Here is a 25,557-nt window from a genome sequence, read left to right as displayed (position 1 = left end):
CGGCGATGTTGAACGATATGGAAGCCGTCCACCGCAAGATTCTCGACCGGCGCCGCAACAATCGCAGCCTGCCACCCTATCGCGCGGCACTGATCCCCGAAGTGCAGGATTTGCTCGCGAGCTATTTCGCCAAGCAGCGTCCAGGCGCGGTCGTGTCAGGCGTGCGCCGCGTCGGCGGCGGGGCGTCGAAGGAGCAGTTCTTCTTCACCCTGTCCGATGACGGACGGGACGAACAATTTCTCCTCCGCATGGACCCGCGATCGGCGATTACCGAAACCGATCGCGCGCGGGAGTTTGACCTGATCGGGGCGATGCGGGGCCGCGTTCCCGTTCCCGAACCCGTATGGATCGACAATGACGCCGAGCATTTTCCCCAGTCGGCAGCGATCCTGCGCGTGGTGTCCGGGGTCACAAAGCCAAGCGACAGCAATGGGGTGAAGGTGTCGGGGCTAGGTACCTGGCTGGGTCCGGATTTGCGCGCCAAGCTGCGCGACCAGTTTCTCGATCATCTGGTGACCATCCATGCCTATGACTGGCGCGCGAACCCGCTGCCCGGTTTCGAGGTCCCCGAAGCCGATGCCAAACAGGCCGCGCGCTGGTCGTATAATTATTGGCGTGAGCTGTGGGAGATCGACGAAGGGGAAACCCGCCCGGTCGTCGCGCTGGCGGCGCAATGGCTTGTCGATGCAATGCCCGATACCGGCGACCTCGTGATGCTGCACGGCGATTATCGCACCGGCAATTATCTGTTCGACGAAGACAAGGGCGAGATCACCGCGCTGCTCGACTGGGAACTCGCGCGCATCGGCGATTTTCACGAAGATCTCGGGTGGGTGCTGATGCAGATTTTCGGCGCCTTCGACAGCGACGGCATTTTCCGCGCCAGCGACCTGTTCGAACGCGAAACCTTTATCACCGAATATGAGCGGCGCTCGGGCCGCATCGTCAACCGCGCGACGCTCCATTATTACGACGTGATGTCGAGCTGGAAATGCAACGTTATCGTGGTCGCCAACGGCCTCGCCGCCGCGCGTTCGCAGCACAATCATCAGGACGTGTTGCTGACCTTCCTCGGCGGCACCGCGCCGATGTTTGCCGACGATCTGGTCCGCCTGCTCAGCATGGGAGATGTCGCATGACCCCGACGGTGGACGAACGGCTCGCCAGCATCATCCGCGCGCTGACCGAGGTCGTGCTTCCGCATCTGCCGCCCGAGGCCTCTCTGGCGCAAGAACAGGTGCAGTTGTCGGTTGGGCATCTGCAAATCCTGCGCGCGCAGTTCGACGCCACCCCGGCGTTCGAACGCGAGGAGTTGGACGATAACAAGGCGCTCGCGGCGGCGCTGGTGGACGCCATTGCGGGCGGGTCCGACACACAGGCCGCTGTCACAGCATTGAAAAAGCGCGTTGCAGCAACCGACGGCAGCGATGTCCGCGGTCAGACTCGCGCGATCAACGAGGGTATCGAGGCGCTCGTCAAGGCCGTCTCGGTCGATGGTGGGCAAGGGACCAAAGCCACGCTCTCGTCCCTGATCCTCGCCCACGAACGTGTCCGCGTCCTCAAGGATCGACGCTGGTTCCTGCCCTTCGGCTTCGACACGATGGAGGATGCGTCATGATTCGCGCAGAAGACGCCGATTTCCATTTCAAGCCGGACTCGCATTGGCAGTGGGTCGAGACCATCGCGCTGCCCTTCTGCATTCCCGAGGAAAATATCAACGTCATCGTCTATGTCGTCGCGCGGCCGATGCTCGGCGTGTGCATGGCCGACGTGACGATCCTCGATCGCATCACCGACCTGTGGGAAGAACAGGCGTATATCGACAACCAGCAGCATATGCCGTGTCCCGAAAAGCTCAGCGATTTCAGCTTGCCCAACGGGCTTTCGATCAAAGCAGTCGATCCGACCAGACATTATCGCGTCGAATATCAAGGTATCGACGATACCTGGTTCAAGCTCGACTATCATGCATTGCACACCGCTTACGACATCAACGATCCCGACATCGATCCGCTTGCCGCTGAGCGCAACGGGCCGGCTTGGGACAGCAGCTGGGCGGGTCATTATGAAATGACCTATCGCATCACCGGCGAACTGGTGGTGCGCGGGAAGCATTATGCGGTCGATTGCGTCGAAACCGGCGACCGCAGCTGGGGTCCGCGCCCCGAGCGCGAGAATGGCGCGGTGATCTGGTGGCACGTCAGCTTCGGCGAGGCGCTGACTTGTCACATGTTCGTCAAGCACGACATTGCGACGACCAACGAGATGGGGGCGCTGATCAGCGGCTACATCCTCGAAGATGGCGAACTGTCGGGGCTGGTCAGCGCGAGCGGGCGGCAGAATTATCGCGGCGCGATGCCGATGGTCGGCGAAGTCAGCGTCACCGACGCTCGCGGCAAAAGTTTCGACTTCACCTTCTCGACGACCAACGGTTGTTACTGGGCGCCCTATCCGTCGAACACCTATCTGCAATCGTCCATGCGCGCCGTGCACAAGGGGCTGGTGGGCACGGGGGTCCAGCAATTGGGCCTTAGCCGTGCCTATCTGACCCGCCACCGCGACGCGATCCGCGCCCGCTACTGAATTCTCCTGGAGATCCGACATGCAAGCCACCGCCGCCGTCCTCAACGGTCCGAACGAAGCCTTTTCCATCGAGAATGTCGCGGTGGCCGATCCGCAGGTCGGCGAAATCCTGGTTCGCATCGCCGCAGTCGGCGTCTGCCATACCGACCTCGTCGTTGCCACCGGCATGATGGGCAACGCCTTTCCTTCGGTCCTCGGTCATGAAGGCGCGGGCATCGTCGAGAAGGTCGGCGAGGGCGTGACCGCCGTAGCGCCGGGCGACAAGGTGCTGCTTACCTTCAACAGCTGCGGCAAATGCCCGCGGTGCAGCGAAGGCGAACCCGCCTATTGCTGGAACTTCGTGCCGCTCAACATGATCTGCGCCCGCGAAGACGGATCGAGCCGGTTGAGCAAAGACGACGGCAGCATCGTTGCCGACAATTTCTTCGGCCAGTCGTCCTTCGCCAGCTATGCGATCGCCAACGAGCGCAATGTGCTGAAGGTCGATGCCGACGCCGACCTGGCGCTGCTCGCCCCGCTCGGCTGCGGCATTCAGACGGGCGCGGGCGCCGTCATCCGCTCGCTCGGGGCACGCAGCGGCCAATCGCTGGTCGTGCTGGGCGGCGGTGCTGTCGGACTGTCGGCAGTGATGGGCGGCGTCATCGCCGGATGCAGTCCGATCATCGTCATCGAACCACAGGAAAGCCGCCGCGCGCTGGCGCTTGAACTCGGTGCCACCGACGTCATCGATCCGGCGGCGGGCGACACCGCCGAAGCGGTTCGCGCGATCGTCGCCACTGGCGCCGACCTCGCGGTCGATACCAGCGGCAATGCCGCCGCGCTCGAACGTGCCATTGCGATGATGGCGGTGCGCGGCAAGCTGGCGCTTGTCGGCGTACCGGGCGCGCCCGATGCGATGCTGTCGGTGCCGATCATCCAGTGGATCACCATCGGCGGCACCGTGCGCGGGGTCATCGAAGGGGATAGCGATATCGAGACTTTCCTCCCCGACCTGATCGCTCATGCCAACGCGGGCCGCCTGCCGCTTGAAAAATTCGTCAAAACCTATCCTTTCGATCAGATCAACCAGGCGATCGAAGACGCGCACAGTGGCAGGTGCGTGAAAGTCGTGCTGACATTTTAAAGGGGCGCGCGGCGTGACCGACCTCGGCGATCCGGGCCTTTATGAACAGGGAATCCCGCATGACCTGTTCGCGGCGCTGCGCCGCGACGACCCGGTTCATTGGAACCCCGAAAGCGATGGTCCCGGCTATTGGGCGATCCTGCGCCACGCCGACATTGTCCATGTGTCGCGAAACCCCGGTATTTTCTCGTCGGCGCACGAACATGGCGGCCACCGGATTTTCAACGAGAATGAGGTCGGGCTAACTGGCGCAGGCGAGGCGGCGGTTGGGATCCCTTTTATCTCGCGCGATCCGCCGATTCACACGCGCTATCGGAAATTCATCATGCCTGCGCTGGCGCCTGTGCGGCTCGACGGCATCGAATCGCGGATCGAGGAACGCGCCGAAGCCTTGCTGGCCAAGATGCCTATGGGACAGGCGATCGACATCGTGCCCTTGCTGTCGGGGCCATTGCCGCTGCTCACGCTCGCCGAACTGCTTGGCGTTGCGCCCGAGACGTGGGAAAAGCTCTATCATTGGACCAACGCCTTTGTCGGCGAGGATGATCCAGAATTCCGCACCTCGTCCGAAGCGATGGCCGCGATCATGGGCGAATTCTTCGCCTTCTCGCAGGAACTGTTCGAAGCGCGCCGCGCCGAACCCGGCGGCGACATAGCCTCGCTGCTCGCCAATGCCGAAATCGACGGTCGGCCGGTGCCGTTCGCCGATTTCGTCGCCAATCTCATCCTCGTTCTGGTCGGTGGGAACGAGACGACGCGCAATTCGATCAGCCATTCGATCATCAATTTTGCAGCGAACCCCGATCAGTGGGATGCGTTGCGCGCCGAACCCGACCTGATGAAGACCGCGCCCGCTGAAATGGTCCGCCACGCCACCCCGGTCATCCACATGCGCCGGACCGCGACCACCGACACCGAAATCGGCGGCGTCCGTATCGCTGCAGGGGATAAGGTCGTGATGTTCTATTCGTCGGGGAACCGCGACGAGGCCGTATTCGACGATCCCGACCGTTTCGACATTGCGCGCAAGGGACCGGTCCATGTCGGCTTTGGCGCCGGGCAACATGTTTGCGTGGGGTCGCGCCTGGCGGAAATGCAGCTGCGCGTCGTCTTCCGGCTGTTGGCGCGGCGCGTGACAGCGTTTCAAGTCGAAGATCGTCCCCGCCGCTTTCGATCGAATTTCATCAACGGGCTCAAAAGCGTGCATATGACGATGGTTGCGTGATCAAGCGGTCATATTCTCGGTCAGCGGCGGCTGCTAGCGCGGCGGCGCGATTCGTTCGATCGGGAGCCGGATCGTCTTTGGGGCGTCATCCATCATGAACCAGGTTTTGAATTTCCGCGATTTCGGCGGCGCCTCGGCTGCCAATGGCCGATCGGTGGCGAACGGGATGTTGTTCCGTTGCGGTCAACCCGGCCCGCTTGGCACGACGCCTTTCGATGCCTTGGTCGCTCGCAATTTTTCTACCGTCGTCGATCTGCGATTTCCCGACGAGGTGCGCACCGCCGTGATGCCCTGGCCGGCATCAGGCGGGCCGGAATTGCTGATCCTCGAACAGAGCGACCGTGGCGACGCGCCGCACCATGCGTTTTTCCAGTCGACCGTCACCGACGTAATCGCGGTGCATGGCATGTACCGCAATTTCTATCGCAATCTTCCCGCCGACCCTCGCTATCAGGCGCTGGTTGGCAAGGCGCTACGGCGGATGGCCGGTGCGGGCGGCCCTGTCCTCATCCATTGTTCGGCGGGCAAGGATCGCACCGGATTTGCCGGCGCGCTGGTCCTGTGTCTGCTCGGGGTCTCGCGGCAGGACATTATCGCCGACTATATGCTTTCGAACCTGCCCGCCGTGAAAGCGGCGCTGCGGCCCGAAATCGAACGCCGCTTTGCCGCCCACGGGCGCCCGCTGCCCGACGAAACGACGCTCGATGCAATTTTGGGCGTCGCGCCCGACTACCTCGATGCGTCTTTCGACGCGATGCTGGCCGAGGACGGTTCGATGTTGCCCTACCTCGATGCGATCGGCGTTGACCGCGACGTCGTGACGCAACTGAGCGACCGATTTCTTGTCTGACAGTCCGAGAGCCGCGTTACACGGCGCGTTGCGGACGCGGCGCAATCGCGGCGGGACCTTGTCGCCCGCTTGGCATCAGGCGCCGCTCCGGCGTCATAGGGAGAAACGCGATGGACCTGGATCCCGAAGGCTATTGCCCGGCGAACGACCATCCCGACTGGAATCAGAGTTTCTATTTCAATTTTTATGATCCGGTCGCTGATACCGGCGGATTCATCCGCATCGGCATATTGGAAAACCGGCGCGAGACCAATGTGTGGTTCGTCATTTTCCGGCATGGCAAACCCCTGTTCACCCGGCTCAACATGAACCTACCATACACCGATCAGCGGTTGACCGGCGGGGTCACTGTAGCCGGCGTGACGATGGAGGCGATCGAGCCGCTCAAACATGCCCGTGTCAGCTTCGACGAACACCATTTCAAACTCGCGCTCGACTGGACAGCGATCCTGCCGATGACCGACAGCATCGAACTCAGCGCCGCGGGCGCCGACGACGGCTTTGCGAAAGAGATTTCGCATTATCATCCCGAGGGGACGTGCCACGTCCGCGGGGCGATCACGCTCGGCGACGGCGAGGTCGTCGATATCGACGCAAAGGGCTTTCGCGATCTGTCGGTCGGGCCGCGCAACTGGGATTATATGCGGCATTACCGGCTGGCTTGGCCAATCTTCGATAATGGCCTGTCGATCGTCGCGGTCCACGGCATCGCGACGACGGGGGCGGACGCCTACATGCGGATGGTCGGACAGAATGGTCGCTGGACGGCGGTCAGCGCCATGGAAGACCGCAACGTCTTTGAAGATGATGAGATGACGATCAAGTCGATGCACTGGAAAGTCACAGATGCCGAAGGCGGGGTCCATGAATTCACCGGGAAGCCGCTGTTCCGCTGGTTTTTTCCCTTCGATACGTTCGTGCTTTCCGAACATATGATGGAATATACCCTGGCCGACGGCACGAAGGGCTATGGTCTGGCGGAATGCGGCTTTCGGTTTCCATGGGCGGGGAATGGGGAAAACTGACTACGCAACAATACGCCCTCATTTCAGGTTCTGATTCCAAAGGTCTTTAACCCCTTTAAGAAATGATTTGACATACCGTAAATAGGTTCACTAATATTGCCCCACCAGGTCGATATGGACTCTGGAAAAAAGCTGCGTCGCGACGCTATCCACCGAAGGCGAGAGACGGCTGATACTGGGAGACACACGATGAACCACATTAGCAAATGGGGACTTTTCCTGTCTTGCGCGTCGACCATCGTCGGGGCGCAGTCGGCCTTTGCGCAGGACGCGCCCGCGGCCGATGCGCCAGCCGAAGACCGGGCCACCGAAGCTGCGGGTTATGGCGACATTCTTGTGACGGCGCAGCGGCGCCAAGAGCGTATTCAGGATATTCCGATCGCGATCACCGCGCTGGGCGGTGACGAATTGTCAGCTGCCGGTCTGGTTAGTCTCGATTCCATCGCACCGCGCGTACCGAGTGTCTATTTCGGCAGCTTTGGCGCGTTGCGCCCGCAGCTTTACATTCGCGGCATCGGCACCCGCTCGTTCGACCCCGGCTCGGAAAGCTCGGTCGGGGTGTTCGCCGACGAAGTCTATCTCGGCCGGTCAAGCGGGTCGTTCGGATCGCTGAAAGACATCGAGCGCGTCGAGGTGCTGCGCGGTCCGCAGGGTACGCTCTATGGCCGCAACACGATCGGCGGCGCGATCAACGTCATCACCAAGGCACCGACGGCGACCTTCGAAGCGGTGGCCGAGGCAGGGATTAGCAACTATAACGGCTGGGAAGTGTTCGGCGCCGCGGGCGGCCCGATCACCGCCGACGGGTCGGTGCAGTTCCGCGTCGCGGGCTGGCATACCGAACGCGATGGTTACGTCACCAATCTGGCCACCGGGACCAAGTTCCAAGGGGTCGACAACACCGGCGGGCGCATTCGGTTGGCAATCGAGCCCACCGACGGCTGGCGCATCGACCTGACGGGCGAATATCTGCATGATGGCGACAAGGCGGGGTTCGGCGGAATCAACCAGGGCACCGGACGGACGGCTGGCGGTGCCCCGGCCAACCCCGGCTCGGTTTTCTTTGCCGCTCCCGCACGCTTGCCGAACCTGATCCGCCCGACCAGCCTGCGCGCCGGATTCCTCAATTTCGATCCAACCCTCGATCGCGACAGCTATAGCGGCGTTGTCCGTATCGAGGGCGATCTGGGCTTTGCGACCCTGACCTCGATCAGCGCGTATAAAAAGCTGAAGGTTCGCGACAGCCGCGACCTCGATGGCTCGTCACTCGATACGCTCAGCCAGATCGGTATCGAACGGTCGAACCAGTACACGCAGGAATTCCGCCTGACGTCGAACCCCGACGGCGCGACATCGTTCGACGGCAAGCTCGACTGGATCATCGGCGCTTTTTATTACAAGGATAAAAGTTCGCGCGACGACATTTTCCGGGTCGGTGTCGACAGCGCGCCGCGGGTCGCCTTTGCGGGTGCGCAAGTGCCGCCGGTCGCATCGACTCCGGCAACCGACATTGTTTCGGCCGACTATAACATCAAAAGCTTTGCCGTATTCGGTCAGGCGACCATTCACTTTACAGACGCGCTCGAGCTGACCCTCGGCGGCCGCTACACCGAAGATAAAAAACGTATCGCCTTCGTCGATACGACGACCGATGCGCTGCCGATCATTGCGGCGGGTTTCAGCGTTAATGTCGCACGCAAATATACGAGTTTCGACCCGCGCGCCGTGCTCAGCTATAAATTCTCGCCCGATCTCAGCGTCTATGCGAGCTACTCGACCGGGTTCAAATCGGGCGGCTTCCAATATGCTCCGTTCAACGCCGCAGCGGCGGGCACCGTTTTTGCGCCCGAAGACATCAAGACCTATGAAATCGGCGTGAAATCCGACTGGCTCGATCGGCGGTTGCGGATCAACCTGTCGGCCTTCCATTACGACTATGCGAACCTTCAGGTATCGCGCATCATCGACACGGTGTCGGGGCCGCAAACGCTGATCACCAATGCGGCGGGCAGCAAGGTCGACGGGGTCGAGGCCGAGATTTCGATCCATCCGTCGGACAATCTCGATTTCGGTTTCAACTATGGCTATCTCGATGCCCGCTATGACAATTATGTCTTCAACCTCGGTCAGAATCTGACCTTCGACGGCACCACTTTGGTGCGTGCGCCCAAGCATACGGTCAGCGTTAACGGCGAATGGCGGATCCCGCTGGGGGATAACAAGGTAACGCTGGCAGCCAATTATTCGCTGCTTGGCGACTTCTTCCACGAACCCGGTGAAGGCAATCCGATCTTCGGTTCGGGTATCCCGCTGACTGCCGAAGATGGCTATGGCCTGCTTGACCTGCGCGCCTCGATCGATTTTTCGCGGTTCCGCTTGACCGCCTATGCCAGCAACGTCCTCAACACCGATTATCGGCGCACCGTCAACGCGCTGGGCGCAACGGTGGTCGGCTTTGCCGGACAGCCGCGGATCATCGGGGTTCGCGGGACTTTTACCTACTGATAAGGGGGACCGGGGCGCGGCGATCCGTCGCCGTGTCCCGGCAAATACGCCTCAGAGTTGGAAGGTTGATGGAATGCGTGGAGCAGAGCGGCTGGCGGCAGTGGACAAGAGCGTGGCGCCGATGGCCGCTGCGCTCCCCGACCTGCCGATGGACGAGACGATCATGGTGCGGTTGTTGCGCATTTGCGTCGTCGGTCTGGGGCAGTATTTCGAACCAGTGTTCCGCCAGATGGGCCTGTCCGAAAGCTCGTTTCACGCGCTCTGCCTGCTGATGGCGGAGCAAGGCGGTGAAGCGTCGCCCGCCAAGCTGAGCGAACTGATCGGGGCAAGTCGCGCACATATGAGCCAGATCGTCGATGCGCTGTCGCGCGACGCCCTCGTCGAACGGATCAGCGATCCCAACGATGCGCGCCGCCACAGTGTGCGGATTACAACCGGCGGGCGAGCGCATGTGCAAAGCGGACTGCACGATTTTGTCGGACCGATGGAGCAGGCCTTTGCCGGACTGAACCCCGATGAATTTGCCCAGCTTGCGGCCTTGCTGCGCAAAGCGATCCTGTCCTTCGACCGCGACGCCTTCGAACCCAGACCCAGTGCATGAGAGAATCTGACGCATGATGTTCACCGACGACCAACTGGCTCTGCAGGACGCAGCCCGGCGCTTCGCCCGCGAACGGCTGTTGCCGCGCTATCTGCAGCGCGAGATCGACGCCGCTTTCGAACCGGGGCTGGTACAGGAAATGGGCGCGATGGGGCTGATCGGCATCGACCTGCCCGAGCAATATGGCGGGATGGGCGCCAGCGCGGTGACGGCCGGGATTATCGCCGAGGAACTGGCCTATGGCGATTTCAACGTATCGGCGCTCGCGGTCGTCCAGTCGCTGTGCGGCACGATCGTCGCACGCAACGGGGCAGAGGAGCTGAAAGCCGACTGGCTGCCCCGCGTTTGCCGCGGCGAGGCGACTTTTGCCTTGTCGATCACCGAACCGCGCGCAGGCTCCGACGCCACCGCGCTGCGGCTGCGCGCGCGCAAGGATGGCGACGATTATGTTCTCGACGGTGAAAAGGCGTCGACCAGCTTTGCCGGGCAGGCCAGCGCCTACATCGTATTCGCGCGGCTGGGCGAGGGGACGGGGTCGAGCGGCGTCACTGCTTTTCTGGTCCCTGCGACCGCCGACGGCCTGTCGACCACCCGCTATCGCGATGTCGGCAGCCATGCCTCGGGTCGCGGGTCGGTGTTCTTTGACGGCGTCCGCATCTCCGCGTCACATCGGCTCGGCGCCGAAGGGCGCGGCTTTACCGAGGTCATGGCCGGGTTCGATTTCAGCCGCGCCCTGATCGCGCTGCAATGCATCGGCGCGGCGCAGGCGTCGATCGACGAGGCCTGGGCCTACTCCGCTGAGCGCGAAGCATTCGGCGGGCCGATCGCGCAATATCAGGGCGTGACTTTTCCGCTCGTCGAAGGCGAGACCCAGATCGCGGCGGCGCGCCAGCTTGCCTACCACGCTCTCGCGCTGCGCGATGCGGGACAGCCGCATACGGTCGAGGCGGCGATGATCAAATGGTTCGGGCCGCGCACCGCGTTCGATGTCATTCACCAGTGCTTGCTGACCTTTGGCCATTATGGCTGGTCGATGGACCTGCCGCACCAGCAACGCATGCGCGATGTGATGGGGCTGGAGATCGGCGACGGCACCGCCCAGATTATGAAACTGATCGTCGCGCGAGCCCGCGTCGGCCGCGCTGCCGATCCCAAGCGGCAGGCGGCAGCGGCATGAACTACGCATCGGTCTTCCGCTCCGGTTTGTTCGACGGCCAGGTCGTCGTCGTCACTGGCGGCGGCAGCGGCATCGGGCGCTGTACCGCACACGAACTCGCATCGCTCGGCGCCACCGTCGCGCTCGTCGGGCGAAAGGCGGAGAAGCTCGATGCCGTGCAGGCTGAGATCATCGCCGATGGGGGCAAAGCCTCGACCCATGTCTGCGACATCCGCGAAGAGGATCAGGTGATCGCGATGGTCGACACGGTTCTTGCCGCGCACGGCAAGATCGACGGATTGTTCAACAATGCCGGCGGCCAGTATCGCGCGCCGCTGCGCGACATCACGACGCGCGGGTTCGAGGCAGTGGTGCGCACCAACCTGACCGGCGGTTTCATCGTCATGCGCGAAGCCTATGTGCGCTGGATGGAGGCGCATGGCGGGGCGATCGTCAATATGATCGCCGACATCGAAAACGGCTGGCCGAACTACGCGCATTCGGGCGCGTCGCGCGGCGGGATGCTGACCCTGAGCGAAAGCGCGGCCAGCGAATGGGCGGCGGCCAATGTCCGCGTCAACTGCATCGCGCCCGGCGCCATCGCATCAAGTGGGCTCGACACCTATGACGACGCCGACACCCCCTATATCCAGAACGATATCGCGCGCGAAATTCCGCTTCAGCGCTTTGGGTCCGAAGCTGAAGTGTCGGCGGCGATCGTCTTTCTGCTGTCGCCCGCCGCGGCGTTCATCACCGGCACGACGATCCGCGTCGACGGCGGCGCGCCCAATGCGCGGCGCGTCTGGGGCCCGCTCGCGCCTTCGGACAAGAACCAGCCGTTCGACGGTTTTCACCGCGCTGCGCCGCCCGCCATCCTCGCTGCCAAGGACAAGCCATGACCCAGAAAGTCTTATACGAAAAGCGCGGCCCAATCGCCTATATCACCCTCAACCGGCCCGAGGTGAAGAACGCTATCGACGTCGATGTGCATGTGCTGCTGCGCGAAATCTGGACCGATTTTCGCGACGATGACGATCTGCGCGTCGCGATCATCACCGGCGCGGGCGATGCCTTTTCGGCGGGCGCCGACCTGCGCACCCATGTGCCGGAATGGGATGGGGTTGGGCCGTCGCTGGGGCGCGACAAGCTCGACGATGGTTTCGCCGGCGGCATCACGCGCGGGCTGCACCGCATCTACAAACCGATCATCGCGGCGTGCAACGGCTGGGTGCTCGGCGGCGGGCTCGAACTCGCGATGGCGTGCGACATCCGCATCGCTTCCGAGCGTGCACAGTTCGGATCGTTCGAACTGCGGCGCGGCATGCACCCCGCAGACGGCGGCATCGTTCGGCTGGTCAATGTCTGCGGCGTCGGCATCGCGCTCGAGATGGAGCTGACCGGCGAACCGATCGACGCGCAGCGCGCGCTGGCGTGCAACATGGTGTCGAAGGTCGTGCCGCACGACGAATTGATGGCGGCGGCCGAGGATATGGCGGCGCGGATATTGCGCAACGATCGCCGCGCGGTAGAGTCGGCGAAGGAAACGATCTTCGAGGTGATCGGGCGCACGCTCGATGAACAGCTCAAGGTCGAATGTCTGTTCGGCTATGCGCTTTGCGGCGGAAATCCCGAGCTGGTTCGCCGATCGGAGGAGTTTCTGGCGAAACAGGATCGCGGCCGGGTCGGCAAGAATGCCTCCGCGCTGTGACGGGCGCGGTGCCTGACGGGTTCGAACTGCTGGTGCTCGATTGCGGGCATAACGACAGCTTCGGCCCGGCCTATGTCAACTTGCCCGAACACAAGATCGGGTTCCGGGTCGGGCCGCAGCATCTGAACCCGGTCGGCGGGCTGCATGGCGGCGCGATGGCGACCTTTGCCGACATGCAGATCAGCGCGGTCGGCCCCGAAGCTTATGACGCGCACCGCGCGACGATCAGCCTGACGGTCGATTTCATGGCGCCGGTCGGGCCGGGTACGTGGGTCGAGGCCGAGGTGGTCTGTCCCAAGCAGACTCGCACCCTGGTGTTCACCCAAGCCATCATCACCGCCGACGGTGCGCCGGTTGCGCGCACGTCGGGCATCTATCGCAATGCGAGCAAAACGGCGTGATGGAAAAGCCGCTCTCGGAATGCGGCGTCGCCATCCTCGGCGGGACGGCGGGCGTCGGGTTTGAAGCCGCCGCGCAGTTTGCCGAAGCTGGATCACGGGTGGTCATATTGGGCCGCGACGACGCGCGGGGCGCAGCCGCTTGCGCCCGGCTGCTAGCGCGCGTTCCCGGGGCGTCGGTTTCCTTCGTTCGCGTCGACGCCGCCGACGCCGATGATGCCGTCCGCGCCGAAGCCGACGTGCGCGCCACCCTTGGCGCGATCGACGTGCTGATGTGCACCACCGGCCCCAGCCATGCACCGCAATTGCTGCACGAAATCCCCATCGTCGAAATCATGCCGCGGATCGATGAGATCGCCCGGCCGCCGCTGCACATGATGACCGCCGTCTTGCCCGCAATGCGCGCGGCGGGCGGCGGCACGATCATCACCGTCGCATCGGACGCCGCGAAGGTCGCGACCCCGGGCGAAACCCTTGTCGGCGCGGCAATGGGATGTATCATTCAGTTCGCCCGGGCGGCCGCGCTGGAGGAAAAGCGGTGCGGCATCCGCATCAACCTGCTCACCCCGTCGCTGATCGCCGACACCCCTGGCGCGGCGCTGATCGACAGCAGCCCCTTTGCCGCCAAACTGTTCCAGAAAGCCGCGTCGCAAGCGCATCTCGGCGTCGCCGACGCCGGCGATCTTGCGGCGATGGCGCTCTTCCTCGCCAGCCCGGCCGCACGCCGCATCACGGGCCAGGCGATCAGTATCAACGGCGGCATATCGGTGGCCTGAAATGGAAAATCCCAGCCTCTCCGACCCTCAGCTCGCCAGCTGGCGTTTCGACGCGATCCGCAACATCGCCGACATCGCGCCGCATTGGGCTCGCGAAACCCCTGATGCCATCGCGCTGATCGACGGTGACCGGCGGCGCACTTATGCTGCACTCGACGAGCGCAGCAATCGCATCGCGAACCAGCTCGCCGCGCAGGGCGCGGGGCCGGGTTCGCTGGTCGGTTATTTCGGCAAGAATGCGCTCGAATTCTGGGAACTGTGGCTCGGCGCCAGCAAGGCCGGATGCGCCCTTGCGCCGTTCAACTGGCGTTGTGCGGTCGCCGAACTCGTCCAGATCGTTGGTAATGCCACGCCCGCGCTAGTCGTCGTCAGCGCCGAATTTGCCGACATCTTTGCGCAGGTCCGCGCCGGTTGCGCGGATGCCTTCCCGCTCGTGGTGTTCGGCGGCGTGCCCGACGCTTATGAAGCCTGGCTCGCCGACGGCGACCCGGCGCCTGTCGTGCGTCAGGTTTCGCCCGACGAAATCGCGCTCGTTTCGTTCACCTCGGGTACCACCGGTCTGCCGAAGGGGGTCGCGACATCGCAGGGCAATTTCGGCTGGTCCTTCCTGTGCACCGCGCTCGAACCCGCGCTGACTTGGACGGCGGGCGACGTCATGCTGATGGCGATGCCGAATTTCCATCTGGGCGGCAGCTGGCTGTGTCTTTACGCGCTGGTCAATGGGACGGCGATCAGCACGGTGCCGCAGTTCGACCCCGACCTGTGCATCGACGCAATCGCACGCGACCGTGTTAGCGTCGCCCCCATGGTCCCCGCGGCGATCCAGTTGTTGCTCGACCATCCGCGCGCCTCGCCAGAGGCCTTCGCGGCGCTGCGTTCGATCATCTATTTTGGTTCGCCGATTGGCGCGAATTTGCTGCTGCGCGCGCGGCAAGAAATCGGCTGCGCGCTGTCGCAGGCCTATGGAACGACCGAGGCGAACTTCGTCACTCTGCTGCGCCCCGAGGATCATTTCACCGATGACGCGTCGATCCTGGCCTCGTGCGGCCGCGCGCTGCCGTTATGCGTACTGCGCATCGTCGATGGTGACGCCAATGTCTTGCCCGCCGGTACGGTCGGTGAAGTCGAGGCGCGCACGCCGATGGCCTTTGCGGGCTATCTCGGCCGCCCCGACGCCACCGCCGAAACGTGGCGCGACGGTTGGTACCGCACCGGCGATCTCGGGCGGATGGACGCGGCGGGCTATCTGACCATCGTCGACCGGGCCAAGGACATGATCATCAGCGGCGGCGAGAATATCTATTCGGCCGAGGTAGAGGGCGCACTCGGCAAGCTGCCGGGTATCCGTCAGTGCGGCGTCGTCGGCCTGCCCGATCCGAAATGGGGCGAGCGGGTGACGGCGGCGGTGATCGTCGATCCAGCGGCGGCGCTGACCGAAGCCGCGATCATCGCGCACTGCCGGACGTTGATTGCTGGCTACAAGGTGCCGAAACAAGTGCTGTTCCTCGATGCGCTGCCGCAAACGCCGACCGGCAAGGTGCAAAAAGCGGCGCTGCGCAAGCTGCTGGCGGAGAGCGAGGATTGAGCGTTGCATCAGCCACTGAATTGCCCGCGCTGCTCGAACGCTGGTTTTCCAGGCAGGGCATCGCCGCGCCGCGTGTCGGCGATATGGTCCAGTTTCCATCGGGCTTTTCATGGATCACCTATGCCTTCACGCTGCAATCGGCGGGGACGGTGCAAGAGCTGATCCTGCGCATCGGCCCGAGCAACGGCCTCTACGCGCCCTATAGCGCCGAACCCGAATATGCCGCGCTCGCCGCAGTGCAGGGCTCGGCGGTTGCGGCACCACGACCGCATTACTGGTCTGACGATAGCGGCATATTGGGCGGCCCCTTTCTGATCGTCGACAAAGCGCGCGGATCGACACCGATCCCTTGGGGCGATGACGATGGCTTGTCCGCAAACGCCCGTGCTACGCTGGGTGCACAGTTCGCCGACGCCTTGGGCGCACTCCACGCGATCGACTGGCAGGGAGGCCCGCTCGCGCGCTTTGGCGAGGGGCTGACGATGAACAACGCCGCACTGCGCGAGGTTGATCGCTGGGAGGCGGGCTATCGCCGCTGGGCGTTACGGCCGCATCCGATGCTGCACAAGCTGATCGGCTGGCTGCGTGCCAATCCGCCGGTCGCGCCGCGCCTCAGCATCATCCATGGCGATTATCGGCTCGGCAATTTCCTTGAGGTCGATGGCCAGATTACCGCGATCCTCGACTGGGAGCTCGTCCATCTTGGCGATCCGCATGAGGATCTGGCGTGGACCTGCCTGCCGCAATATCGCGGCGGCACCGCGCTGATGTCCAAACTCGTATCGCGCGAAGACCTTTATGCGCGGCATGAGACGAAGACCGGCGCCAAGGTCGATCCGGCGAGCATCCATTATTACACCCTCTTTTCGCTGCTGAAGCTCGCGGTCACCCATATCGCCGCCGCCTACGCCTTTGAGCGCAACGGCTTTCGCGACATGCGGATGCCCGCGATGGCGACGCAGATCGCGCCGACCTTGCGCCAGATCGAAAAATTGCTGGTGGCGGCATGAACAACAGCTTTGCCCGGCTGATCGACGGCATGGTCGAGGTGCTGCGCCGCGATGTCATCCCCGCGATGGACGGCGAATTCGCGCGCGGACAGGCGTATGGCGTGATTTTCATGCTGGAGAGCCTGAAACTACGCGGCGACTGGTCATCGGCGTTTCTAGGCGAGCAGGTCGCGGCTTTGCAGGCGTTGCACAATGCCATTGCGGCCGCTCCCGACCTTCCCGCTGCCATGCCGATCGTGTCCGCACCAGCGGCGCCCGACATCGCCTCGCGCGATCTGGGTGACAGCCAGGTGGCGGACCTGATCGACTGGCTCGCCGCTCAGCCGTCGCCCCATCCCGCAATCCAGTCCGCCATCGACGCCTATCTCACCCGCCAGATCCGGCACGAGCTGACGACCAGTGCGCGGCCGATGTTCGCCGAAATTTCGCTCGGCCGCGAAACCGACAAGGACCACTGACATGCTGACCCCGCAGGACGATCTGATCGGGCATCAGACGACGACCACCTTCGATCATGTTCAATCGAGCGATCCGGCATGGATGGAGCGGCTGTGGTACACCGGCCATCCGATCCCCGGCGGCGATGTGATTTTTGACATCGGGCTCGGCTATCATCCCAACCGCAATGTGATGGATGCCTTTGCGGGCATCACGCGCGGCGGCGAGCAGATCGATTTTCGCGTCAGCCGCCAGGCGCGGCCCAATCCGCTGGAGACGACGCTCGGCCCGCTGGCGATCGAAGTTGTCGAGGGTCTGCGCCATCATCATATCTCGCTTGCGGAGAATGCGTCGGGCCTGACTTTCGACCTCGATTTTCTGGCGAGCATGAACGCGCACGAGGAAGAAGCGCATTTCCGCCGTCGCAAGGGCCGAGTGACCGAAGATATGGCGCGGGTGCAGCAACTCGGGCGTTACCGCGGCTGGATCGCGCTCGACGGTGAGCGGTGGGATGTGACGCCCGAGAGCTGGTGGGGCCAGCGCGACCATAGCTGGGGCATTCGCGCCGAAATGCGCACCGATCCGGACCATCTGCCGATGACATTCTACCCGCCGTTCCTGTTCCTGTGGATCACCGTCCAGTTTGAGGGCTATGGGCTGCAATTATTCCTGAAGGAACGTGCGCCGGGCGACACCATCTATATCACGGGCGAGGAAGTGCGGCCGGTCGGCGAGCGTTCTGGCGGCACCAGGCGGCTGGTCGCGATGACGCACGACATCGACTGGGCCAATGATGGGATGGGCCAGACGGTAGCAAGCGCGACGCTCGAACCGATTTTCAGCGACGGCAGTCGGCGCAAGCTTGAAGTGCGCGCCTTGCCCGCGCGGTATTTCCTCAAGGGCGGCCTCTACGGAGGGCTCGACGGCTGGTTCCATGGCGATGACAAGGGCAAGTTGTTCGCCGATCACAGCCGATGGAAACTCGACAAGGCCGCAGACCGCACGGCGCTGCGTACGCTGTCGGACCATGTCATCGAAGTGCGCGACGGCGACAACATCGGCTGGGGGATCATGGAATATGGAGTGGGTGAGGGCTATGCACGCTACCCCGAGGTGCAGGCGTTTCCACCGATTTGAACGCTCTTCCTAAGCGACGCGCGTCAGCGCCGCGACTTGCCAATCTTCGATCAAGCGATCCGAAATCGCATCGTGCGGCGCCCATAGCTTGCGGACGGCCAAACCCGAAATGAGTGCCGCCGCCGACCGCACCATTTCCTCGACTGACCCGCGCTGCCAGCCAGCCGACGCCAGTTTTTCGGCCCATGCGGCATAAATCGGTCGCCGCAGTTCGCCGACATCTTCGCCTATTTGCGCCGCCAGATCGGGATTGCGGTTCGCGTCGAGGGTGATCCCTAGCGCGACCCAGAAATAGTCTCCGAAAAAGAATGACCGAAAATCGGCAATCATCATGTCCAGCAACTTGGTCGGATCGGTCGGCGCCTTGGCGAGCGCACGCTCGCTATCGACCCCCGCCATTGCCAGCGCATGATGGATCGCCGCCTTGGTAAGGGCATTCTTGTCGGGAAAATGATGCAGCAACGCGCCCTGCGACACGCCCGCCTCCTCGGCCACTGCCGCCATGCGCAGCGCGGTGTGACCGCGCGCGGCGATTACCGCATAGGCCGCCTGCGCCAGCTTGGCTTGTGTGCCGTGCGATCGTTCGGCTTGGGTGCGGCGCGGGGTCGCGGTCATTTCAGCGCGTCGGCGTGGCGGTCGCGGATGACCTTTTTGTCGATCTTGCCCGTCGCGGTCAGCGGCACACTTTCGAAAAAGATGCGGTCGGGCATCCACCATTTGGCGACATGCCCCGCCAGATGGGCGCGGATCGTTTCCTCGCCGACATCGGCGCCGTCGTGCCGCTCGATCAGCATGATGGGTCGCTCTTCCCATTTGGGATGATAAACCCCGGCGACCGCGGCGACCTTGACCCCGGGACAGCCCGCGGCGGCATTTTCCAGGTCGATCGAGCTGATCCATTCGCCGCCCGACTTGATCACGTCCTTCTTGCGGTCGGTGATCCGCATGAAGCCATAGGGATCGATCGTGCAGATGTCGCCGGTGTCGAACCAGCCGTCGGCGTCAATCGCGGGCGCTTCGGCGCGGTAATAGCGCTTGAGAACCCATGGACCGCGCACCAGCAGCGCCCCCGATTGCTCGCCATCGTGGGGCAGGGGTTTGCCTGCATCGTCGATGATGCGCAGCTCGATGCCGAACTGCATCCGCCCCTGCCGCGTCCAGATGATTTCATTCTCCTCGCCCTGCCCCAGTGCGGCGACGGCTGGCGTCGGGGTCGAGATGACGCCGAGCGGGCTGGTTTCGGTCATGCCCCAGATTTGCTGGACTTTGACGCCCAGCGTCTCGAACGCCTCGGCCATATCGCGCGGCACTGCCGACCCGCCGATAACGACGCGTTTCAAGGAGCCGGGCGTGCCGCCCGTGCGCGCGAGATGGTCGAGGTACATCGTCCAGATCGTCGGCACCCCGCCGGAGAAGGTGACGGACTCGTCGCGGATCAACTCCTGCAGGCTGGCCCCGTCGAACTTGTCGCACGGGAACACAAACTTCACGCCGTTCATCGCCCCGGCAAAGGGCAGACCCCAGGCGGTGGCGTGATAAAGCGACTGGCACGGCATCACGACGTCGAAAGCGCTGAATCCCAGGGCACCGCTCAGTCCGGCAGCGAAGCCGTGCAGCACGACCGACCGGTGCGAATAAAGCACCCCCTTGGGGTCTCCGGTCGTACCCGACGTGTAACAGAGGAACGCCCCGCCATTCTCGTCGGGCACCGGCCAGTCATAGTTGGTCGGCTGGTCGGCGATCGCTGCCTCATAACCTATCCATTCGGGCAGGGTGCGCTCGGCATCGGTCAGCAGCACGACATGCTCGACGCTCGTCAGCTGCGGCCGAATCCGTTCGACGATCTCGACCATATTGCGGTCGAGCAGCAACACCCGGCTGCCCGCATGGTTGATCGTGAAGATCAGATGTTCGTCGGGCAGGCGCGGGTTGGCGGTGTGGAGCACCGCGCCGATGCCTGGCACCGCGAAGAACAGCTCGAAATGGCGGTGGGTGTTCCACGCCAGTGAACTGATGCGGTCGCCCGCGACGATGCCCAGCCCGGTCAGCCAATGCGCCGCTTGCGCTGTGCGATCGAGCGCTGAGGTATAGTCATAACGCCACAGCGGCTCGTCGACGTTGCGCGACACGATCTCCTGCCGCGCATGCGCGACGGCGGCGTAACGCAGGATGTCGATGATGCTGAGCGGCGCGTCCTGCATCAGGCCGGGGAGCATGGGCATGGCTTGGGTCTTCCTTTGGTGGCTCAGCTCGATTGCAGGAAGGGGACGACCAATTCAACAAAAGCCTCGCGCTTTTCGATCTGTGTCCAATGGCCGCAACCGCCGAAGACATGCAAATCGCTGTTCGGGATCAGTTCGTGGAAGCGCACCGAGCGGCTGAACGGCACGATCACATCCTCGCGGCCGTGGATGATGAGGGTGCGGTGCGGCATCGCGGCGAGATTGTCCTCGCCCGCCGCGAGTTCGGCCAGCCAGCGCTGGCGCGGTTCGGGGAACAGGCGACCGAAACTTTCCTGGGCGCCCGGCCGCATGCTCGCCTCGTACCGCGAGCGCACGATTTCCTCGGTCACAAGGTTCGGATTATGCGCGAATATCCGCATCAGGTCGCGCATATTGTCGAGCGAGGGCGTGTAGCCCCACACCTGGTCGAGCCCGTCGCTCATCGGGAAATCGAGCCCTGCCGACCCCATCAGCACAATATGGTCGACGCGCCCCGGATGCCGCGTTGCAAGCGCCAGTGTCAACGCACCGCCATAGCTGTTGCCGACGAAATGCGCCTTTTCGATACCGAGCGCATCCATGAACCCGATCAGATGCGCCACCCAGCGGTCCATCTGGAAATGCGGGATATCGTCGGGAAAATCGGTGTAGCCGAACCCCAGCGTATCGGGGGCATAGCAATGGAACTGCTTGGCCAATTCCGGAATCACCCCGCGCCAATTGGCATAGGCGGTAACCCCAGGCCCCGACCCATGGATCAGGATCAGCGGTGGCCCGTCGCCGGCCTCGATATAATTGGTCGCGATGCCGTCGACGTGGATATTTTTGCCGATCTCGGGATTGTCGGTCATTCCTTCAAGCCTCTCATAACATGGTGGTGCCGCCGTTGACGCTGATCACCTGGCCGGTCACGAACGCCGCTTCGTCGGTCGCAAGATAAGCGGTCATCGAGGCGATTTCGGCCTCGCTGGCGAAGCGGCCCATCGGGATGATCGCCAGTGCTTCATCGATCATCGCCGGACTGACGGCGCGGACGTCTTCGAGTTGCTGCGTCTGCACCGCGCAAGGCGCGACAGTGTTGACGGTGATCCCGTCGCGCGCGAAATCACGCGCGAGCCCGGTGGTCATCCCGTGCATCCCGCCCTTGGCGGCGTTGTAGCCGGCATGATCGACCAGCCCGTTGCGCACCGAATCGGCGCCGATATTGATGACGCGCCCGAAACCCGCCGCCTTCATATGCGGCAGCGCGTGCCAACTGCACCAGATCGCGGTCCACAGATTGCGGTCGATGGTCTCGACCAATGTTTCGGGGGTATGATCAAGAAAGGGGCGCAGAATGCCGCCGCCGGCATTGTTGACCAAAATGTCGATCTTGCCGAAGCGCGCCAGCGTTTCGGCGATCAGGCGGGCTGCCTCGCCTTCCTTCGCCAGATTGCCGCCGAAGGCCATCGTCCGTTCGTCGGCGCCTGCGCTGGCGCGGACGCTTTCGGCCGTTTCGGCGGTCAGGTCGCAAAATACCACCCTTGCGCCATCGTCGAGAAAGCGCTGCGCTATGGCCGTGCCGATGCCGCGCCCGGCACCGGTTACAATTGCGACGCGGCAGGCAAGTTTACCCTCAGCCATCGGCACGCAAAATCCTCCCGGTCTTGCCAAAGCGCGGGTCGGCAATGCTGCCCCAGGTGTCGAGAACTTCGGGTTTCGGCTCCAACGCGCGCGGCGGCCGCGCGTCTTCTTCGTCGAACAGCTCCATCCCGAAACTATATTCGGTGGTCATTCCGTCGGGGTCGAGGAAATAGAGGAAAATGCTGGTCGACGGCAGGTGGCGGCCCGGGCCGAAGACGATCGGCACATCGGCTTTTTTCAGCCGGTTGGTCGCGCGCCCGATATCGTCGATGTCGGTGACCATGAAATTAAGATGATTGAGCCCGTCCTCCGGCCCCTCCAGCAACGCAAGGCTGTGATGCAGCGGGTTGGGCCAGCAGCGTAGAAAGGCGATCCGCCCCGGGACATGATCCGAAATCTCGAACCCCAAGTCCTCGACCCAGAATTTATGCGCCTTGGCATAGCTCGCGACGTTCATCACGACATGCCCCATGCGGACGATATCGGCGACACTCGCTTCGAACGGAGCGGCGACATGCTGGCCGCAATAATAGTCCAGCATCAGCCCGGTGTCGGGATTGCGGAAGCGAAAGGCTGCGATGACCTGCTGGGCAGGGGCAGCGTCGGAGGACGTCCACGCGGGCGCATAGCCGCACGCCGCGACGTGGGCGAAGGCGCGATCGAGTTCGGCGGCGCTTTCGACTTCGAAGCCGATCGCGGCGAGACCTGGTTCGGCGCCCTGTTCGAGGATCAGCTCATAGGGCTTGTCGCTGCATCGCAGCCACACTTCGCCATCGGCTCCCCCGCCTTCGCTGAGGCCGACGATGTCGCGATAATAGGTCAAGCTGGCAGCCAAATCACTGACGTGCAGCTTGGCATAGCCAAGCCGGGCATAGCGGATCGGATGGGTCATGCGGCCGCTCCCTTCACAGGATGATACTGATGCGGGCATGGGGGCGCAGCGCCTCCATATCGAGGACGCAGGTTTTCTTGGCGATCTTCAGCCCGCCGTCTGCAACTTCGACCAGCTCGTGCAGATAATGGCCGATAAACATATCGGCGGTCACATCCTTGGCGCGCGAGACGAAGAAGGAGGAGCGGGCATGGACGCGGTCGACCCCGTTAACTTGGGCGCGTCTGACCCGGACGTTGCCGACGATGTGGCGCACCTTCGATCGCGGCTGTTCGCTGTGTGCGCCGACCTTGGCGAGGCGGATGACGCGCTCTTCCATCCGCTTGCGGTCATCCATCACATAGAAGAGCGAGGTCGCCGGGTCGGCCGTGTCGCCGTCGATGTCGCTTGGCGGTACCAGATATTCGGCGTCTTCGGTGAACAAGGTCAGCCATTTTTCGAGCTGCCAGCTATCGATCAGGTCGGCCTCTTCGAACAACAATTCCTCGACCCGCAGGCGGAGCATCAGCGCATCATCCATCGCTTAGTCCTCCGCTTCCGCCAGGCGCCGGTCCCACTCGGTCCAGAACGCGCGCATCTGCATCTCGTCGTCGAACGACGGCGCGTCGGCGCGCACCATACCCTTGCTGATGTCGTTGAAGCCGCCGCCGGCTGACGCCGCATAGCCCTGCTGGCAGCGCTCGATCGCCTCGACATCGTCGGGGGTCGCGAAACCGCCGGGGCCGAGGAATTCGGTGAAGTTGAATGAGCGATATTTTTTCAGCCACTCGCTTTCCTCGCGCGGGCCGAGCGACCAGGCGTTGACCTCCATATAATCGGGCGCGGTCGGGTAAAAGGTGCGGATGGTGATCGCCATGATGTCGTTCACGACCAGGTTGGGAAAGATCACCATATTACGATTCATCGCCGCGAGCCGTTTCGCGCGCTCGGCGCCCAGCCGTGCCTCCAGCTGCGCATAGATCGCGTCGATCTCGGCCTTGCCCTCTTCACCCCACAAAGGCACCCAGCTCGCGATCGGGCGGCCCCATGGCGCGCTATATTCGATCACCGCATGGCCGTTCTTCAGGTCATAGCCGGTGCCGGCGAGCGGCGTCGCGCCGAGCGCGCCATTGGCGCTCTTTAGATATTCCAGATAGGTCGAATGGGTGCAGGCGGCGTGATAGCCGTCGAAGCTGTTTTCGGCGAGCAGCTTCCAGTTGCCGCGCACCGCATATTCCTGCGTCCCGCCAACCACTGCCATACCCGACTCGCTGTGCTGCGAGACCAGGTCGAGATAGTCGCCCGAGTCCGCCAGATAGGTGTCGAGATCCTCGCCAGCTTCGGCAAAGCTCACGAAGAAGAAGTCGCCGCGCCGCGCCAGGCGCGGGACATGGACCATCTGTTTCTGCGGGTCGTTCTTGAAATCTTCGGGATAGCCCGATCCGCCGGGCAGGCTCATCAAATGACCGTCGGAACCAAAGGTCCAGCCATGGTACATGCACATGAAGGCGGGCGATTTGCCGCGCCGTTCGCGGCACACCATCGCGCCGCGATGCGGGCAGGCGTTATACATCGCATGGAATTCGCCGCTGCGGTCGCGCGTAAAGAGCAGGGGGCGGCGAGCGACGCGGCGGGTCAGGAAATTGCCCGGCTGTGGCAGTTCGGACGCATGCCCCAGATACAGCCAGCAGCGGTCGAAAATGGCGCGATACTCGCGCTCGAACACCCCCTGATCGGTAAACGCTCGGCGGGGGACCAGAAACTGGTGCCGCGAAGCGTCCTGCACGATTCGTTCGTTAAAGCCCATCATCCCGTCCCTTCGCCGTTCAATGCGGCTGATTTTATAAACCGTGTAGATGGTATGTAAGTTGACAAAGGGCAGTTTGTCAAATAGCCGTTTGGACGGGAACAGAGGATCGCCGAAAAGGGGAACGACTATCGTTACGCATGACGATCTCGCCGCGCGCCTTCGCGCTGCCTATGCAGGCGGTGCAATTTCGCCTCTGCGCGATGGTCTGGAGCCGACGGATGTCGATGGCTCTTATGCGGTGCAGACGATCAACACGCACTATTGGGAAGCGCAGGGTCGGCGGATCGTCGGACGCAAGGCGGGGCTGACCGCGAAGGCGGTGCAGGTGCAGCTTGGCGTCGATCAGCCCGACTTTGGGGCTCTGTTCGATGATATGCAGGTGGCGGACGGCGGCAGGCTCGACCCGGCCCGGACGTTGCAGCCGAAGGCGGAGGCGGAGATCGCGTTTGTATTGGGCGCCGACCTGCCCGATCCGGGGACAACGATTGAACAGGTCGCTGCAGCGGTAGCAAGCGTCCACGCTGCGATCGAGATCGTCGACAGCCGCATCGCCGACTGGAAGATCACGTTCGCCGACACTGTCGCCGACAATGGCTCGTCGGCGTTCTTCGTGCTCGCCGACGCCGGGTTGGCTTTGGAAGGCCTCGACCTTGAAGGCGCGGCTATGGAAATGCTGATCAACGGCGCGGTCGTCTCGACCGGTATCGGCGCGGCGGCGCTCGGCAATCCGCTCAACGCCGCCGCGTGGCTGGCGCAGACGCTGGCGGGACGCGGCGAGCCGCTCAAGGCCGGCGACATCCTGCTTGCAGGCGCCTTGGGGCCGATGGTCGCGCTAACCCCCGGCGATCATGTCGTGGCCAGCATTGCGGGCATTGGCACGACCAGCTTCACCTATGGCGGGCGCTGATCTT

At 63.4% G+C, this 25,557-nt stretch carries 26 protein-coding genes; 19 read left to right on the top strand and 7 right to left on the bottom strand.

Annotated features, from left to right (window positions below; genetic code table 11):
• The first annotated feature begins 5 nt into the window (after positions 1-5).
• From ACQY6T_RS07655 to ACQY6T_RS07570, 18 genes are all read left to right on the top strand, one after another.
• Positions 6-1,139, top strand: a complete 1,134-nt coding sequence (locus ACQY6T_RS07655; protein WP_428630021.1) for a phosphotransferase family protein — start codon at positions 6-8, stop codon at positions 1,137-1,139.
• On the top strand, positions 1,136-1,618 hold the full coding sequence (locus ACQY6T_RS07650) for a hypothetical protein (RefSeq protein ID WP_428630019.1): 483 nt from the start codon (positions 1,136-1,138) through the stop codon (positions 1,616-1,618). Before ACQY6T_RS07655 ends, ACQY6T_RS07650 begins: the two co-directional genes overlap by 4 nt.
• Entirely contained in the window at positions 1,615-2,583 is a 969-nt protein-coding gene (locus tag ACQY6T_RS07645) for a DUF7064 domain-containing protein (protein ID WP_428630017.1), read from the top strand. The genes ACQY6T_RS07650 and ACQY6T_RS07645 overlap by 4 nt, the downstream gene beginning before the upstream one ends.
• 19 nt (positions 2,584-2,602) lie before the next feature.
• Positions 2,603-3,706, top strand: coding sequence for an NAD(P)-dependent alcohol dehydrogenase (locus ACQY6T_RS07640; RefSeq protein ID WP_428630015.1), 1,104 nt, complete (start codon positions 2,603-2,605; stop codon positions 3,704-3,706).
• A 13-nt stretch (positions 3,707-3,719) separates the two neighbouring features.
• Positions 3,720-4,931 (top strand): cytochrome P450, encoded by a 1,212-nt coding sequence (locus ACQY6T_RS07635; RefSeq protein WP_428630014.1) that lies wholly within the window; start codon positions 3,720-3,722, stop codon positions 4,929-4,931.
• 94 nt (positions 4,932-5,025) lie between these two features.
• Positions 5,026-5,781 carry a tyrosine-protein phosphatase gene (locus ACQY6T_RS07630; protein ID WP_428630012.1) on the top strand — a complete coding sequence of 252 codons (756 nt, stop codon included), beginning with the start codon at positions 5,026-5,028 and terminating at the stop codon, positions 5,779-5,781.
• A gap of 110 nt (positions 5,782-5,891) precedes the next feature.
• Positions 5,892-6,806 carry a DUF7064 domain-containing protein gene (locus tag ACQY6T_RS07625; RefSeq protein WP_428630010.1) on the top strand — a complete coding sequence of 305 codons (915 nt, stop codon included), beginning with the start codon at positions 5,892-5,894 and terminating at the stop codon, positions 6,804-6,806.
• A 189-nt stretch (positions 6,807-6,995) separates the two neighbouring features.
• A complete protein-coding gene (locus ACQY6T_RS07620) occupies positions 6,996-9,311 on the top strand; it encodes a TonB-dependent receptor (RefSeq protein ID WP_428630008.1) in 2,316 nt (771 codons plus the stop codon).
• A 73-nt stretch (positions 9,312-9,384) separates the two neighbouring features.
• Complete coding sequence (locus ACQY6T_RS07615) at positions 9,385-9,912, top strand: MarR family winged helix-turn-helix transcriptional regulator (protein WP_428630006.1); 528 nt, start codon at positions 9,385-9,387, stop codon at positions 9,910-9,912.
• A 13-nt stretch (positions 9,913-9,925) separates the two neighbouring features.
• On the top strand, positions 9,926-11,089 hold the full coding sequence (locus tag ACQY6T_RS07610; RefSeq protein ID WP_428630005.1) for an acyl-CoA dehydrogenase family protein: 1,164 nt from the start codon (positions 9,926-9,928) through the stop codon (positions 11,087-11,089).
• A complete protein-coding gene (locus ACQY6T_RS07605; protein WP_428630003.1) occupies positions 11,086-11,967 on the top strand; it encodes an SDR family oxidoreductase in 882 nt (293 codons plus the stop codon). The genes ACQY6T_RS07610 and ACQY6T_RS07605 overlap by 4 nt, the downstream gene beginning before the upstream one ends.
• A complete protein-coding gene (locus ACQY6T_RS07600) occupies positions 11,964-12,776 on the top strand; it encodes an enoyl-CoA hydratase/isomerase family protein (protein WP_428630001.1) in 813 nt (270 codons plus the stop codon). The genes ACQY6T_RS07605 and ACQY6T_RS07600 overlap by 4 nt, the downstream gene beginning before the upstream one ends.
• On the top strand, positions 12,773-13,177 hold the full coding sequence (locus ACQY6T_RS07595; protein ID WP_428629999.1) for a PaaI family thioesterase: 405 nt from the start codon (positions 12,773-12,775) through the stop codon (positions 13,175-13,177). Before ACQY6T_RS07600 ends, ACQY6T_RS07595 begins: the two co-directional genes overlap by 4 nt.
• Positions 13,177-13,950, top strand: a complete 774-nt coding sequence (locus ACQY6T_RS07590; protein ID WP_428629997.1) for an SDR family NAD(P)-dependent oxidoreductase — start codon at positions 13,177-13,179, stop codon at positions 13,948-13,950. The genes ACQY6T_RS07595 and ACQY6T_RS07590 overlap by 1 nt, the downstream gene beginning before the upstream one ends.
• Before the next feature lies 1 nt (position 13,951).
• Positions 13,952-15,535, top strand: a complete 1,584-nt coding sequence (locus tag ACQY6T_RS07585; RefSeq protein ID WP_428629995.1) for an AMP-binding protein — start codon at positions 13,952-13,954, stop codon at positions 15,533-15,535.
• Positions 15,532-16,545 carry a phosphotransferase family protein gene (locus ACQY6T_RS07580; RefSeq protein WP_428629993.1) on the top strand — a complete coding sequence of 338 codons (1,014 nt, stop codon included), beginning with the start codon at positions 15,532-15,534 and terminating at the stop codon, positions 16,543-16,545. The genes ACQY6T_RS07585 and ACQY6T_RS07580 overlap by 4 nt, the downstream gene beginning before the upstream one ends.
• Positions 16,542-17,003: a hypothetical protein gene (locus ACQY6T_RS07575; RefSeq protein ID WP_428629991.1), complete on the top strand. Its 462-nt coding sequence runs from the start codon at positions 16,542-16,544 to the stop codon at positions 17,001-17,003. The genes ACQY6T_RS07580 and ACQY6T_RS07575 overlap by 4 nt, the downstream gene beginning before the upstream one ends.
• A 1-nt stretch (position 17,004) precedes the next feature.
• On the top strand, positions 17,005-18,120 hold the full coding sequence (locus ACQY6T_RS07570) for a hypothetical protein (protein ID WP_428629989.1): 1,116 nt from the start codon (positions 17,005-17,007) through the stop codon (positions 18,118-18,120).
• A gap of 9 nt (positions 18,121-18,129) precedes the next feature.
• Here the strand turns inward: ACQY6T_RS07570 and ACQY6T_RS07565 are convergent, their stop codons facing one another.
• Genes ACQY6T_RS07565 through ACQY6T_RS07535 form a run of 7 tightly spaced genes read right to left on the bottom strand, consistent with a single transcriptional unit; the run spans position 18,130 to position 24,646 of the window.
• Positions 18,130-18,735: a TetR/AcrR family transcriptional regulator gene (locus tag ACQY6T_RS07565; RefSeq protein WP_428629987.1), complete on the bottom strand. Its 606-nt coding sequence runs from the start codon at positions 18,733-18,735 to the stop codon at positions 18,130-18,132.
• Positions 18,732-20,342 (bottom strand): long-chain fatty acid--CoA ligase, encoded by a 1,611-nt coding sequence (locus tag ACQY6T_RS07560; RefSeq protein ID WP_428629985.1) that lies wholly within the window; start codon positions 20,340-20,342, stop codon positions 18,732-18,734. The genes ACQY6T_RS07565 and ACQY6T_RS07560 overlap by 4 nt, the downstream gene beginning before the upstream one ends.
• Positions 20,343-20,365: 23 nt before the next feature.
• On the bottom strand, positions 20,366-21,193 hold the full coding sequence (locus ACQY6T_RS07555; protein WP_428629983.1) for an alpha/beta fold hydrolase: 828 nt from the start codon (positions 21,191-21,193) through the stop codon (positions 20,366-20,368).
• 13 nt (positions 21,194-21,206) lie between these two features.
• On the bottom strand, positions 21,207-21,965 hold the full coding sequence (locus ACQY6T_RS07550) for an SDR family NAD(P)-dependent oxidoreductase (protein ID WP_428629981.1): 759 nt from the start codon (positions 21,963-21,965) through the stop codon (positions 21,207-21,209).
• The gene (locus ACQY6T_RS07545; protein ID WP_428629979.1) at positions 21,958-22,857 is read right to left on the bottom strand and encodes a VOC family protein; all 900 of its coding nucleotides are present in this window, start codon (positions 22,855-22,857) and stop codon (positions 21,958-21,960) included. Before ACQY6T_RS07545 ends, ACQY6T_RS07550 begins: the two co-directional genes overlap by 8 nt.
• A 13-nt stretch (positions 22,858-22,870) precedes the next feature.
• Positions 22,871-23,377 (bottom strand): aromatic-ring-hydroxylating dioxygenase subunit beta, encoded by a 507-nt coding sequence (locus tag ACQY6T_RS07540; protein WP_428629977.1) that lies wholly within the window; start codon positions 23,375-23,377, stop codon positions 22,871-22,873.
• A gap of 3 nt (positions 23,378-23,380) precedes the next feature.
• Positions 23,381-24,646, bottom strand: a complete 1,266-nt coding sequence (locus ACQY6T_RS07535) for an aromatic ring-hydroxylating oxygenase subunit alpha (protein WP_428629976.1) — start codon at positions 24,644-24,646, stop codon at positions 23,381-23,383.
• A 238-nt stretch (positions 24,647-24,884) separates the two neighbouring features.
• Between ACQY6T_RS07535 and ACQY6T_RS07530 the strand changes: the two genes are divergently transcribed.
• Entirely contained in the window at positions 24,885-25,553 is a 669-nt protein-coding gene (locus ACQY6T_RS07530) for a 2-keto-4-pentenoate hydratase (protein WP_428629975.1), read from the top strand.
• Positions 25,554-25,557: the final 4 nt, after the last annotated feature.

Origin of the sequence: Sphingopyxis sp. (assembly GCF_965279725.1) — a bacterium.
Taxonomy (GTDB): domain Bacteria; phylum Pseudomonadota; class Alphaproteobacteria; order Sphingomonadales; family Sphingomonadaceae; genus Sphingopyxis.
The sequence above is the reverse complement of the archived record's forward strand: the minus strand, read 5'-3'. Positions and strand labels throughout refer to the sequence as shown.